Annotated in this window: 11 protein-coding genes and 1 tRNA gene; 5 read left to right on the top strand and 7 right to left on the bottom strand. The window is 43.0% G+C overall.

What is annotated here, in order from left to right; genetic code table 11:
• Positions 1-47: 47 nt before the first annotated feature.
• Both Q4533_RS09860 and parC read left to right on the top strand, forming a co-directional pair.
• The gene (locus Q4533_RS09860; RefSeq protein WP_241901088.1) at positions 48-1,103 is read left to right on the top strand and encodes a sorbosone dehydrogenase family protein; all 1,056 of its coding nucleotides are present in this window, start codon (positions 48-50) and stop codon (positions 1,101-1,103) included.
• 18 nt (positions 1,104-1,121) lie between these two features.
• Entirely contained in the window at positions 1,122-3,413 is a 2,292-nt protein-coding gene (parC, locus tag Q4533_RS09855) for a DNA topoisomerase IV subunit A (protein WP_102439945.1), read from the top strand.
• A gap of 130 nt (positions 3,414-3,543) precedes the next feature.
• On the opposite strand, the gene Q4533_RS09850 is transcribed toward parC, so the two are convergent.
• Together Q4533_RS09850 and Q4533_RS09845 are read right to left on the bottom strand one after the other, a co-directional pair.
• A complete protein-coding gene (locus Q4533_RS09850) occupies positions 3,544-3,738 on the bottom strand; it encodes a bacterioferritin-associated ferredoxin (RefSeq protein ID WP_076539068.1) in 195 nt (64 codons plus the stop codon).
• 380 nt (positions 3,739-4,118) lie between these two features.
• Positions 4,119-5,045 (bottom strand): D-2-hydroxyacid dehydrogenase, encoded by a 927-nt coding sequence (locus Q4533_RS09845; RefSeq protein WP_303502678.1) that lies wholly within the window; start codon positions 5,043-5,045, stop codon positions 4,119-4,121.
• 35 nt (positions 5,046-5,080) lie between these two features.
• Between Q4533_RS09845 and Q4533_RS09840 the strand changes: the two genes are divergently transcribed.
• Positions 5,081-5,413 carry a DUF3392 domain-containing protein gene (locus tag Q4533_RS09840; RefSeq protein ID WP_102439943.1) on the top strand — a complete coding sequence of 111 codons (333 nt, stop codon included), beginning with the start codon at positions 5,081-5,083 and terminating at the stop codon, positions 5,411-5,413.
• Positions 5,414-5,445: 32 nt separating this feature from the next.
• Here the strand turns inward: Q4533_RS09840 and Q4533_RS09835 are convergent, their stop codons facing one another.
• The 5 genes from Q4533_RS09835 to rsgA form a co-directional block, all read right to left on the bottom strand.
• Positions 5,446-6,189, bottom strand: coding sequence for a glycerophosphodiester phosphodiesterase (locus Q4533_RS09835; RefSeq protein ID WP_303502677.1), 744 nt, complete (start codon positions 6,187-6,189; stop codon positions 5,446-5,448).
• Between the two features lie 4 nt (positions 6,190-6,193).
• A complete protein-coding gene (locus tag Q4533_RS09830) occupies positions 6,194-9,397 on the bottom strand; it encodes a mechanosensitive ion channel domain-containing protein (RefSeq protein WP_303502676.1) in 3,204 nt (1,067 codons plus the stop codon).
• A gap of 52 nt (positions 9,398-9,449) precedes the next feature.
• Positions 9,450-10,340 carry a DMT family transporter gene (locus Q4533_RS09825; protein WP_303502675.1) on the bottom strand — a complete coding sequence of 297 codons (891 nt, stop codon included), beginning with the start codon at positions 10,338-10,340 and terminating at the stop codon, positions 9,450-9,452.
• A gap of 35 nt (positions 10,341-10,375) precedes the next feature.
• Complete coding sequence (gene asd, locus Q4533_RS09820) at positions 10,376-11,236, bottom strand: archaetidylserine decarboxylase (RefSeq protein ID WP_102439940.1); 861 nt, start codon at positions 11,234-11,236, stop codon at positions 10,376-10,378.
• A gap of 66 nt (positions 11,237-11,302) precedes the next feature.
• The gene (gene rsgA / locus Q4533_RS09815; RefSeq protein ID WP_102439939.1) at positions 11,303-12,358 is read right to left on the bottom strand and encodes a small ribosomal subunit biogenesis GTPase RsgA; all 1,056 of its coding nucleotides are present in this window, start codon (positions 12,356-12,358) and stop codon (positions 11,303-11,305) included.
• 113 nt (positions 12,359-12,471) lie between these two features.
• Between rsgA and orn the strand changes: the two genes are divergently transcribed.
• Together orn and Q4533_RS09805 are read left to right on the top strand one after the other, a co-directional pair.
• Entirely contained in the window at positions 12,472-13,017 is a 546-nt protein-coding gene (orn, locus tag Q4533_RS09810; protein WP_102439938.1) for an oligoribonuclease, read from the top strand.
• A gap of 128 nt (positions 13,018-13,145) precedes the next feature.
• Positions 13,146-13,218 (top strand) — tRNA-Gly (locus Q4533_RS09805).
• The last annotated feature ends 2 nt before the right edge of the window (positions 13,219-13,220 follow it).

The following is a 13,220-nucleotide window of genomic DNA, read 5'->3' as shown; positions in this document are numbered from 1 at the left end:
AAGCGAAGACAGCGTTAAAGGCGTTGTCCGTGCTTGCTTTAACACAAATGACTGTGGTTAAAGCTTTTGCAGCCGACACCATGATGATTACTGTGACTAAAGGATTTGGGCTGACACTGTATGCCTCAGATTTAGGTGATGCCAAACAAATGGCAATGGGCACTAACGGCACCTTGTTTGTCGGCTCAAAAAAGAGCGGCACCATTTATGCTTTAGTCGACTCTGATAACGATGGTCAGGTAAACAAACGCTACCTAATTGGTAAAGGCTTAGAGTACCCAGAAGCTATCGCGTTTCATGACGGTGATTTGTATGTCGCTGATCAAGACCGTATTTTACGTTATCAAGATATTGAAGACCGCCTTAGGCGTCCTGGTAGACCCAAAGAGGTGTACTCAGGGCTGCCAAGTGTTGAGCGCAAACATGCTCGTGGGATGAAGTTTGGGCCCGATGGCCGACTGTATATCTCTATTGGTTCTCCGTGTAATGTGTGTGAAGCAGAAGCGCCATTTAGCAGCATGTTAGCCATTGATATTAAGACGGGTGACACCGAACAAGTGGCATCAGGATTAAGGCGGGTTATTGGTTTTGACTGGTCGCCGAGCAGCGCTAAATTATGGTTTGCTGATCAAGGCCGAAATTGGATGGGTGATACCATGCCAGCCGATGAAATAAATCGCATAGACGTAAAGGGTAGCCATTTTGGTTTTCCCTATATTCATGGAACCAATGTTGTTGAGCCTTCTTTTAAGAAACCAGACAACCTCAATGTTTCAACACCAGAATTTGAATTACCAGCGCATGTGAAACCAACCAGCCTACTTTTTTATCAAGGTGATAATTTTCCTGAGCGTTACCATCATCAATTATTTGTTGCTGAAAATGGCTCGTGGAATCGCTCAAGTAAAATTGGTTATCAGGTGGTGATGTTAGCCCTTGAAGATGACCAAATTATCAAGCGCGAAAGAGTCGTCAGCTTTTTAGACGGTGAGTTTCCCGTTGCTAGACCTTATGACCTGATAAATGCACCCGATGGTGCAGTGTTCATCTCTGATGACCTAAAAGGCAATGTATATCGCTTGTTTTATAAAGCGCCAGAATAATCACAGGAATATTAACTAATGAGTGATGCGATTGAATTAAGCCTTGATGGTGTAGAGCAAATGCCCCTACGCCGTTTTACAGAAGAGGCTTATTTAAACTATTCAATGTACGTAATCATGGATCGTGCTTTGCCACATATTGGCGATGGTTTAAAGCCTGTTCAACGTCGTATTATTTACGCTATGAGCGAGCTTGGATTATCAGCTCAATCTAAGCCTAAAAAGTCTGCTAGAACCGTGGGTGACGTATTAGGTAAATACCATCCCCATGGTGACAGTGCGTGTTATGAAGCTATGGTATTAATGGCGCAGCCATTTTCCTATCGTTACCCCTTAGTCAAAGGTCAAGGTAACTGGGGGGCGCCAGACGACCCTAAGTCATTCGCAGCCATGCGTTATACCGAAGCGACCTTATCAAAATTTTCAGAAGTGCTTTTATCTGAATTAGGCCAAGGCACGGTTGAATGGGGCGTTAACTTTGACGGAACTTTAAAAGAGCCGAAATCATTGCCTGCACGCTTACCGCATATTTTATTAAACGGTATTACCGGTATTGCCGTGGGTATGGCAACCGATATCCCACCACACAATGTGCGTGAATTAGTGTCTGCGTGTGTGGAGTTATTGGATAATCCTAAAGCGGAACTTGAGCGCCTAATGGAGCTGGTACCAGGGCCAGATTATCCGACCCAAGCTGAAATTATTACCCCAAGTAAAGACATTGCCAAGATTTATGAAACAGGTCGTGGCTCGATTAAAATGCGCGCGGTTTACGAGATTGATAGCGGCGAAATTGTCATTACTTGTTTGCCACATCAAGCTGGTAGCGGCAAGATTTTAGAGCAAATTGCTAACCAAATGCAGGCTAAAAAGTTGCCGATGGTGGCAGATTTACGTGATGAATCTGATCACGAAAACCCAGTACGATTAATCATTGTGCCTCGCTCAAATCGTGTTGATTGCGATCAGTTAATGGCGCATTTGTTTGCCACTACGGATTTAGAAAAGAGCTTTCGAGTTAACTTAAATGTGCTCGGCCTTGATGGTCGCCCAAGGGTTAAAGGCCTGAAAGAGATGCTAACTGAGTGGCTCAGTTACCGCATCTCAACCGTGACCCGTCGTTTGCAATACCGTCTTGATAAGGTACTTGCAAGGCTGCATATTCTTGATGCTTTGATGATTGCCTTCTTAAATATTGATGAAGTCATCGAGATCATTCGCTTCAATGATGAGCCGAAAAAAGAGTTAATGTCACGGTTTGATTTATCAGATAAGCAAGCCGAAGCGATTTTAGAGCTTAAGTTACGTCATTTGGCCAAGCTTGAAGAATTTAAAATTAAAGGTGAGCAAGAAGAGTTAGCTGCAGAGCGCGATAAGCTGCAACTTATTTTGGGTTCTGAGCGCCGCTTAAAAACCTTAGTTAAAAAAGAGCTCATACAAGATGGTGAAACCTATGGCGATGATCGCCGCTCGCCTATCATTGAGCGTATTGAATCAAAAGCCTTAACTGAGCAAGAGTTGACCCCAGCAGAGTCAGTGACCGTAGTGTTATCTGACAAAGGTTGGGTACGCTGCGCGAAAGGTCATGATATTGATGGCGAAGGGTTAAATTATAAAGCCGGTGATAGCTTCTTATGTAGTGCCAGCGGTAAGAGTAATCAGCCATCAGTGTTTATCGACTCGACAGGGCGGGCGTTTGCAACCGATACACATACGCTACCTTCTGCTAGAAGTCAGGGTGAGCCAATCACGACACGCTTTAATTTAGCGCCAGGGGCGGTAATGCGCCATGTGTTGATGGGCGTTGATTCACAATGCTATTTATTAGCCAGTGATGCCGGTTACGGTTTTATCGGCTCTTATGCAGATATGGTGAGTCGTAATAAGGCTGGTAAAGCATTATTAAGCCTGCCTGCGAATGCGCAGTCCTTAGTGCCTAAATTGGTTAAAAAAGGCGTGCCTCAGTCAATTATGGCGATAACCAATGAAGGCCGAATGCTTATCTTTGATGTTGATGCCTTGCCGCAGTTATCGAAAGGTAAGGGTAACAAGATCATTGGTATTCCAACGGATCGCGCTAAGAGCAGAGAAGAGCTATTGATCCATCTTGATGTTATTCCACAAGAGGCGTCAGTTACCCTGTGGGCTGGTAAACGTAAGCTAACTTTAAAACCATCTGATCTTGAGCATTATCGTGGTGAGAGAGGCCGTAGAGGCGCGAAACTACCTCGTGGTTTACAACGGGTCGATAGTGTTGATATCGAGCTCGGTGCGCAAACGGATGCTGACATTGAGCCATCAAGCGATTAATCGCGCAGCAGAATAGCCATAAAAGAAAGACATAAAAAATGCTGCCAATGGGCAGCATTTTTTATGAGAATTTGATTTTAACCTGAGGATGAACTTAAGGCTTGAGTTAGCCTTGCTTTTTAGCAACAGCTTACGCCACTTCGTAAAATTTAGGTTCTACGTCAACTTGAGCCTGAATAATGTTGCTCGCCATACGTGCACATTTACCACATTGATCAGCAACACCTAAGCGTTTTTTAACGTCAGCTAAAGAGCTATCGCCATGTTTGCTTACCGCTTCTTTAATTTGGGTATCAGTAATTCCGTGACAAAGACAAACGTACATAAAGCCTCTTCAATTAATCTGATTCATATCTTAACTTAGACAATTCATAAGGCTAAGAGATGATCGCTCGTTGACTGTAATGCAATTCTAAATGAAAACCGTTCTCATTGCTAATAACTTTTTTATCAATTTCTTAATTGGTGCCAAGGACATTAGTTATTAAAAATTGCTAACTTGCTCACAATTACAGCTGCAATGGGAGTTTAATGCCAATGTCGGCGTTATCAATTGGATTAAAAGGAAGAGGTCTTAGGGTTTTCAAGTCGGGAGGATATAGACTCCAGAGGGGGTTACTTTTATTCAATATCAGCTCATCCATGAGATTTAAATTACAGTATGACTTAATTGTTAGGCATTATGCTGGCGGTTAATAATAAAGATTAATAGCCCTTAAAAAAATCGACCAGATGCTTTAAAGGTTGCTGTGTTGTCCATAAATGGAAGTTTTCAACGAACACTTCTACCACTTGTTCAGGAAAGCTTGGGGCGGCAATATGGGGGGTGATAATGGCATTAGGGCAATGCCAAATAGGGTGGTCTGCGGGCAATGGCTCTTGATTAAAGACATCAAGGATTGCGTTTTGTTGTGGCTTATTGAGTAATTGCGCAGCTAAGGCATCTAAATCGAGCACATTTCCGCGGCCAAGGTTGAACAGCACACATTCATCAGGTAGTAATGCCAGCATGGTTTTGCTTAATACATTCTCAGTTTCTAAGGTGCTAGGTAGCGTACTGGCGATGGTGTGTGCACTAGGCAAATAGTTAGCTAAGTGCTCAATAGTATCAACATAGTCAAAATGCGCCTTTGGCTCGCCGCTACGACTCAGGCCGGTAACCGTCATGCCGAAATGCTTCGCCGTTTTAGCAATATGCTGGGCAATCGAGCCGGTACCGAGTAACAGTAAGCCTTGGCCTTGTAAGGTTCTGTAGCTACCAGGGATCCATTGCTTATGTTGCTGCTGTTGTTTATATTTTGCATGCTCTCGCTGGTGGGCAAGTAAATAACCAAATAAATATTCACTCATCAAAGGGCCAAAAATCCCTTTGATATTGGTTAGGACGTAATCCCGTCGTTGTCTAGAACCTGTAAGGCGATCAACACCAGCAAAAGTGGATTGCATCCAAGTTAAGTTGCGACCTAAGTTAAGTAATGGCGCCGCAAGATGTGGCTCTGCAAACCAGATATCAGCCTCAGTAATACTACTAGGCTCATCGCCTAGAATTGTCAGATCCTTGAGGTGGTGAGCCGCTAATAATTGACGAAACCTGTCGTTATCTTGGGTTAACAATAATAACTTGTGTGCCATAAAATCTCTGTAAGTCGATTAAATTGAGGAAGTTAATGGATCAAATAATAGCATTTATTGCCCAGCTTGGCGCAATGCTTCATCCGTGGATGAGTGAAATTGCCACTGCGTTAGTGGCCTGTTGTATTGTGGTGTTTGCCACCGATATTAATCGGCTATTACGCAAGGCGTTATCGGGTCAGGGCTTTTTTGTCCGAACTTGGGTATTTGTACTGGTGAATGCTTTTGGTTACGGCTTAGGGATTGTCAGCGTTAGCCCGTGGTTAGCGAGGCAACTTAAATCAATGCCTTCACAATGGATGCTGTTACTGCTACTGGTGGCATTTTTTGCTGTTGGCGCTTGGGCGCAACGAAACAGGCAAGTTTAACGGTGTCACTTGCCTGTTGCTTTAGGGGGTATTTAGCCAAAGTATAAATGGTGGTCAGTTGCTTGAGGATCAGTGTCTTGTTGATTTAATTGCTGGATTACTTCGGCGGCTTTATCGGGATAGTTACTGAATATCCCATCTACGCCAATGGCGTTCAAAGCTTGAATGTCTTCGGCATTATCGACGGTGTAGACATAAATTTTAGCGCCGCGTTGATGGGCATCATTGACCATTTTATGGGTGACAAAATGTATATCAACATGGATAGAATAGGCATCAAGGGCTGATACTGATTCAGCATAGTTTAGCGGCACGCCCGCTAAAATGGGTGCCACTCTAGCATGGGGGAGATGTTGTTTAACCTCGAGTAAGTAAGGCTGATTAAATGATGAGATCAGTAGCTGATCTGGGCTAAAGCCAAGCTGCTCAATCATGTCGTTATAGCAAGCAATAAGAGGCGCGGCGGTGTGATAGCCTTTAAGCTCAATATTGACAATACAGCGACCTTTAATCAGGCCCATGACTTGCCATAGCGTCGGTAGTTTATGCTGCTTGATAGTCACATTATTGATAGTGTCTAAGCTACTTAGATGCACTAACCCTTGTCCTGAGGTTTTGGTTTCTAGGCGGCGATCATGAAATACAATCAGTTGCCCTTCCACATTATAAACATCAAGTTCAATGGCACTAACCTTTAACGCCAGTGCTTTTTCCATTGCCGCAAGGGTGTTTTCTACTTCATAACCACTCGCACCGCGGTGAGCAAAAATCAGCATTTATTTAACCTTTGATAATTTTATTAAATTCACGACTCTGACCATTATTGATATGGATTTCCATTTGTGGGTACGCCAATTCAACTTGGTTTTCTTTTAGTTTTTTACAAATACGTTTGTGAAGGTTATGCCTTAAGGGCCAACGATCGTTCATGTCTTTAGCATAGGATCTGACTTCATAATCTTGGGTGTGCTGGCCAAAACCTGCAAACCAGACTTCAGGCTCAGGGAAGGTCAATGATAAGTCACATTCTCTTACTGCTTGATGGAGTAAGGCTTCAACTTTTGATGGATCTGCATCACGCTGCACTGACACATAAACGATAACTCGGGTAATAGGATCAGATAACGACCAGTTGACCAGTTGTTCTGTAATAAAGGCTTTATTGGGGACAATAATCTCTTTTCTGTCCCAATCGACAATGGTTGTGGCTCGAATTTCAATTTTGCTGACGGTGCCGGTTAAGTCGCGAATGGTCACCGTATCGCCTATTCGAATCGGTTTTTCAAATAAGATAATCAAACCAGAAATAAAGTTAGCAAAAATTTCTTGTAAGCCAAAACCAAGGCCCACCGATAGCGCTGCAACAAGCCATTGTAATTTCGACCATTCAACCCCGACGGTGGAAAACCCGATTAACATGCCAAGAAATACCACCACGTAACTACTTACGGTGGTGATAGCAAACCCTGTACCTGGCGATAGCTCTAATCGTTGTAAAATGGTCAGCTCAAGTAAACCCGGCAGATTTTTAGCAATCATGGCGGAAAAGCCAACGGTGATAAAGGCAAACAGAATTGACTTTAAGGTGATCGGAATTTGCTGCTCTATACCGTTAACTACCGAATGGGTGCTCCATAAGGTAATGCCATCAAGGAAAGAAAACAGTGCAGTATGGGTTTGAGAAATAAGCCCAAGTAAACTAGCAAAAAAGGCTAAAATCAGTAGCGAACGTACTAACCCCAGCGACTGACTCGAGATAGTTTCCAGGTCGACTTTGGGCTCTTCATAGTTTTCAGAGACATCGGGGGTATTATTTAGTTCGCCACGCTCACGTTGCGCCAGTCTTTCTGCTCGTTTGGTTTTAGCGCGATCAAAGGCAATTAAACGGCGCTCGATTAGCATCCAACGCTTTAGTAGTTGGTACAACAATAAAAAGCCTAAGCCTAGCAATAAGGCTAATTGCAGCTGCAGTAATACTTGAAAGGCACTAAAATAGTAACCTATTAGGGCGAAAACAATGCTGGCGCAAGGCACTGTGATTAAAAATGCCCAAATGACTTTATGGAGTAATTTCATGTTCTTGCCATCATTGGCGTTGGCACGAAAATCATTAATAAAGGCATATAAATCTTTATATAGCATCAATAGCGAGATGGTGAATAAGAAAAATGCCAAACGACCAATACTGTTACGAATAAGCGAGCTATCAAGGGCTTCAGTAAAACCGATAATGCCAATTAATGGCCAGCTTAAGACAATAAAGCGCAGGGTTTTTTCTTGGAGGCGCCTAATTAAGGCTTCAGGTCTTCTAAAGTGACAGACTAAAATGCCATTATCACAGGCAAGTAATGCAAAGACTCGGTACACCAAGTAGCTGCCACCCACAGATAACACGCCAACCCCAATTGCATGCACCAAGTTCAGTTCTGAGGCAAATAAAATCCATCCAGCAAGTAGTACCGGTAATGGTTTTACTAGCGAATAACATAAACTTAGCGCTAAGGTTTTAGCGGTGTATTTGAATTTATCTTGGGTTACGTTACCCACATATTGACCATAATGTTCAATGGTTCTATTAAATTTAGGCGTCAATAAATCTTGGGCCATTAAGCACAATATCAAGGTGATCACCCACCAAGCCCAATATATATTTTGCTCTGCCCACGCTTGTTTAAGCAGTTGCCCTTGTTGGGTTTGCATCATCCATACGGTGGCATTCTTTAAGTCAATAAGCCACAAACCGGATATTGCCGCCGCATTGGGAACCCAAAATAAATGTTCATTGAGGGTGTTTTTAAGATCAAGATAAATCTGTGTTAGCTGCTCATAACTATTGCGCAGTTTAGCTTGCTCATTGAGGTATACATCATAGCTTTGTACTACTTGTTCGATTAGGCTTTGCTGAGAGGTAAGTAATTTTACTTGGGTATTATTAAGATACTTCTGATTGCTCAATTGTTGCTTATTTAACGCTTTTTGTTGCTCAGCCTGATAACGCTTTAGGCGTGAGTCAGCAACGGATGCCAGTAATTTATCTTGGTTTGTCGGCTTAGGTAAGGACTGCAGCATCTGTAAAAAACGGTCGCCAAATGCAGAGTTAGTTTCTACCCAGGTGATTTGCTCCTCAACATTAGCCAGCTGTAGCGCATGGGATTGGTATTGTTTCTCTGCTTTTTCTTGCAACTCGATGGTGTCTGAAATGGCATTATTTATACGGATTAATTCGTCAGCATACAGCTGATTTTGTGCGCTTATCTCTTGCGAGGCTTCATCGGCAAGTTGTTGCTCATCAATCAGGTTGTTGGCAATGGTATTGGCGGCTTTTTGTTGGCGATATTGATTGTTTTTTTGGTTTAACTGCTCAATTAATCGCTCTTGCTGGGCATGCTCTAAGCGCAAAAGCTGTAATTGCAGTTGCACGATTTGTTTTTGTTTAGGACCACTGGAGAGCTCAGAAGATAAGGTTGCGATATGTTGCTCAAGTAACTCAGCTTGTAAGCTTTGCAGCTTGCCTAAAGGGGTATCCAAAGGCGCTTGTCGGGCACGCTTATGCTGATTTAAGGCTTCTTTGGCTTGGCGTATTAAGGTGGGTAAGGCTGTTTGTCTTTTATTAAGCTCAACTAACTGCAAGCTTAAATCATTTTCGGATTGTTTTTGCTCTGATAAATGGTAGTAAGCCATTGAGGCTTGTTGGCTAATATCAACATCGTCATTGATGATGATTGGCGCTGCGGGCTGATTGATTTTTGCAGTAATGTTGTTGATTGTGCCAGCACTTGTCGACTCAAGATCATCATAGCTTTGGGCTTCATTACGCAGCCTTGTGATACTTTGCTGGACATTGCCTATTTGAGTTGGAATGTCCACAACCGCGATTGTATTGGTATTTTTAGCAAAGCCCAAGCGCTTGTCTAACTGCAGCGGAGAGGTTGCAGAGGCAGTAAAAGAAATAATACAGAACAATAAAACCGCAATACGTATCATAGTTGGATGATTACTTAAGAGGGACTAATACAATGGTAACAAAAACCTGAGTTTACGCTTTATTTTTTTTATGATTTTGCTGAGTTTCGAAAATTGCGGTGGCTAAGATAATCAACCCTCCCACAGTGGTAGTGACATTGACTTGCTCATTTAACAATAGCAAGGCTAATACCGTGCCATAAAAGGGCTGCAGACATGAGACGAGTCCGACAGTTTTAGCGCTTAATTGACGCAGCGCTGAGGCAAATAAGGCGTGGGGGGCAGCGGTAAAAAATACCCCTAAAATGACAATTGTTGTCCACATTTCAGCCTTGATAGTATCTAATTCCACTTCTAACCACGGGCTTAACACGAGTACAGCTACGAATGTTTGATAAAACATAGCCTGAGGGCCGCTATAACCACTGAAGTAGCGTTTATGGAGCAAATTGCGGCCAGTGAATAACGCAGCAGATAAAATACCTGTAGCAATGCCTAAGGTGACATCATTTTCGAGGTTGGCCTCGGGAATAAGTAACATCACTCCGATTAATACCACTAAACCTGAAATAACATCCACTAATTTAAGCCGTGTGTTATTGACTAGCGGCTCTATAAGCACAGTCATGACGGGGTAGGTGAAAAAAGCAATCATGCCAATGGCAACTGATGACAGTTGCATTGAGGCGAAATAGGTCACCCAATGCAGGCTAACAAGAATACCGAGGCCTAGGGCGACTAAGTAATGTTTGAATTGCTGTAATTGTAGCTTTTTCTTGCTTAATTTGACGATACAGCCAAGTGCAAAAAAGGCGATAACACAACGCAGTACTGTGATGTCTAGCGCATTGAGGGGGATAATTTTAGAAAATAGTGCAGTACCGCCAAATAGCAGTACTGCGATATGCAATTGAATTAACCCTGAGTTTGGATTCGATCCTTTGAAAGCGCCTGTTGGCATCATACTCGTTCAACTAACCATGTTGTGGGCAATAACGATTACTTTAAATGAGCGAAGGCTTGACCCATGCGTGTGGTTTGCGTTGGCTCAACGCCTTCGGCAAAGCTTTCAATAGCGTCTTGAGCAAATAACATTACTACGGTAGAGCCTAACTTAAAGCGGCCCATTTCGGCGCCTTTTTCTAACGTCAGTGCTTCAGGACCTTCAGTTGGGTAATCCCATGTGAAGACTTGCTTGCCACAAGGCGGGGTCACTGTGCCTGCCCAAACAGTTTCAATACTTGCCACAATCGTTGCGCCAACTAATACCATGGCAAGTGGGCCTACTTCAGTTTCAAAAATAGCGACAACACGTTCGTTACGGGCAAATAGCCCTGGTACATTTTGCGCAGTTAACGGGTTAACCGAAAACAAATCACCAGGAATATAAGTCATTTTCGACAAGGTGCCAGTGATTGGCATGTGAATTCGGTGATAATCTTTGGGTGCTAAATAAATCGTTGCAAACTCGCCATCATTAAAACGTTCAGCATCCTTAATCTGACCGCCTAACAGGGCTAAGGTGGTGTAGTCATGGCCTTTTGCTTGGACAATTTTGCCAGCTTGTACTGGACCACATTGACTTACTGCGCCATCAACAGGGTGAGCGACTGTTTTCGCATCTTCAACAATTGGGCGAAGACCCGGTTTTAATGCGCGGGTAAAAAAGGCATTAAATGTTTTATAGGCTTCAGGCTCACTTTGAGCCGCTTCAGACATATCAATTTTATACTGCTTGATGAACCATCGAATACCTGCAGTGGTGATTGCGCCAGCTTCAGCGGCAGCAAGTTTACCCACAAGACGTGAAAGTAAGTGTTTAGGTAAGATGTATTGCAAAGCAATTTTAACAGAGTCCAATTGAATACCCTTTTGAGTTGTTGAGGTTGTTATAATATAACAGTTAATATTTGTACGTCAGCGAAGTTACTCGTCAGCGGCGCGGAAGTGGCGAGCATGTCGCTGTTCATCTAGGCTGGCAATAATGCGCTGGTAATTACTAAATCTATCTTGGGTTATTTTCCCATCAGCTAGCGCCGCTTGCAAGGCGCAACCTGGATCATCACCATGTTTGCAGTCTCTAAACTTACAGGTACCGATGTAATCTCTAAATTCAATAAAGCACCAGCCTACGCGCGGGGCAGGTAAGTGCCATAGCGCAAACTCTCGTACACCTGGAGAGTCAATTAAGTCGCCGCCACTTTGAAAGTGAAGTAACTTTGCCGTCGTTGTAGTGTGCTGACCTAGGCCTGAGTTATTGGATACATCGCCAATTGCTAGCTCTGCATCAGGCATCAGTGCATTAATCAGCGATGATTTACCTACACCTGATTGCCCTGCAAATACGCTAATTTTATCAGCAAGTAAGGCTTTTATTTGATCAACACCTTCACCAGTATGGCTACTGACCATATAGACGGGGTAACCAATCTGGCGGTAACGCTCTAATGCCACTTCGACTTCTTCACGATTGTCATCGGTTAATAAATCCATTTTATTAAGAATGATGACTGGTGGAATATCGGTGTCTTCAGCGGCAACCAAGTAGCGGTCAATAATTTGGGTGGTAAAGCTGGGTAAAATCGACGATACAATCAAAATTTGATCAATATTGGCAGCAATGATTTTTACGCCATCATATAAATCTGGACGAGTTAGCGACGAAATCCGTGGATGAACCGCTTCAACAATGCCCCCAATACCACGATCGGTTTCATTGGCAAGGCGCACTAGCACTTTATCACCGGTTACAAGGCTAGTGATATTACGGCGAATATTACAACGGGCGACAGTGCCATCTTCGGTTTCAATATCAGCATGCTGACCGAAACGTGAAATAACAATACCCTGCTGTTCAGGCCCTAGTAGACTATCCTGTAACTCGTTAGCAGAATCTTGTGTGTCTTTGCGTTTTAGGCGCTTACTCTGATTGTCGCGCATTCTGCGCTTTTGACCTTGGCTAAGTGGTTTCTTTTTACTCACAGGCTAATCTTCATTAATTTGGTGTTTTTGTGTCGCTTAAAAAAACAGTATGATACACCCTCTTTAATAAAAAAGCCTGAATTATGGGCTTTTGACAGAATAAGGCAGATATTATGGCTGTAAACTCAAGCAATCTAATTTGGGTTGATTTAGAAATGACGGGTCTAGAACCTAGCGTCGATCGTGTAATTGAAATTGCCACTATTGTGACAGATCAAGAGTTAAACGTATTAGCCCAAGGCCCTGTGGTTGCGATTCATCAATCAGATGAAGTGTTAGCCGGTATGGATGAATGGAATCAAACTCACCATGGACAATCAGGTTTAATTGATCGCGTAAAGGCGAGTTCATACACTGAAGAAGATGCCATTAGACAGACGATTGCCTTTTTAGAGCAGTATGTGCCAAAAGGTGCGTCACCTATGTGTGGCAATACCATTGGCCAAGATCGCCGCTTTTTGAACAAGTACATGTTGGAGCTGGAAGAGTTCTTCCATTATCGCAATATTGATGTCAGTACGATTAAAGAGCTTACCAAGCGCTGGAAACCGGAAGTGATGGATGGGCTGACTAAGAAGAATACCCACCAAGCTTTAGAAGATATCAAAGAATCTATCGAAGAATTGCAGTTTTATCGCCGCGAAGTATTTAAAATTTAACCGATCAGACTTTTTTTTTGAAATAAGGGTTGCAGTGTAGTGAATATTACATATAATGCGGCCTCAACTTTTTACAGTAAGAGTCATTACTGCAAGAGGTTGAAGTTTGAAAGTTGAAACACCAAAATGCGACATTAGCTCAGTTGGTAGAGCGATACCTTGCCAAGGTATAGGTCATCAGTTCGAACCTGATATGTCGCTCC

Source organism: Shewanella sp. 6_MG-2023 (genome assembly GCF_030547195.1).
Taxonomy (GTDB): domain Bacteria; phylum Pseudomonadota; class Gammaproteobacteria; order Enterobacterales; family Shewanellaceae; genus Shewanella.
This window is presented reverse-complemented; position numbering and strand designations above follow the sequence as displayed.

What these genes read in the sequence shown, in the direction of transcription:
- Q4533_RS09860 (WP_241901088.1), top strand. Translation starts at nt 48, where the DNA reads ATGACTGTGGTTAAAGCTTTTGCAGCCGACACCATGATGATTACTGTG.
- parC (WP_102439945.1), top strand. Translation starts at nt 1,122, where the DNA reads ATGAGTGATGCGATTGAATTAAGCCTTGATGGTGTAGAGCAAATGCCC.
- Q4533_RS09850 (WP_076539068.1), bottom strand. Translation starts at nt 3,738, where the DNA reads ATGTACGTTTGTCTTTGTCACGGAATTACTGATACCCAAATTAAAGAA.
- Q4533_RS09845 (WP_303502678.1), bottom strand. Translation starts at nt 5,045, where the DNA reads ATGGCACACAAGTTATTATTGTTAACCCAAGATAACGACAGGTTTCGT.
- Q4533_RS09840 (WP_102439943.1), top strand. Translation starts at nt 5,081, where the DNA reads ATGGATCAAATAATAGCATTTATTGCCCAGCTTGGCGCAATGCTTCAT.
- Q4533_RS09835 (WP_303502677.1), bottom strand. Translation starts at nt 6,189, where the DNA reads ATGCTGATTTTTGCTCACCGCGGTGCGAGTGGTTATGAAGTAGAAAAC.
- Q4533_RS09830 (WP_303502676.1), bottom strand. Translation starts at nt 9,397, where the DNA reads ATGATACGTATTGCGGTTTTATTGTTCTGTATTATTTCTTTTACTGCC.
- Q4533_RS09825 (WP_303502675.1), bottom strand. Translation starts at nt 10,340, where the DNA reads ATGATGCCAACAGGCGCTTTCAAAGGATCGAATCCAAACTCAGGGTTA.
- orn (WP_102439938.1), top strand. Translation starts at nt 12,472, where the DNA reads ATGGCTGTAAACTCAAGCAATCTAATTTGGGTTGATTTAGAAATGACG.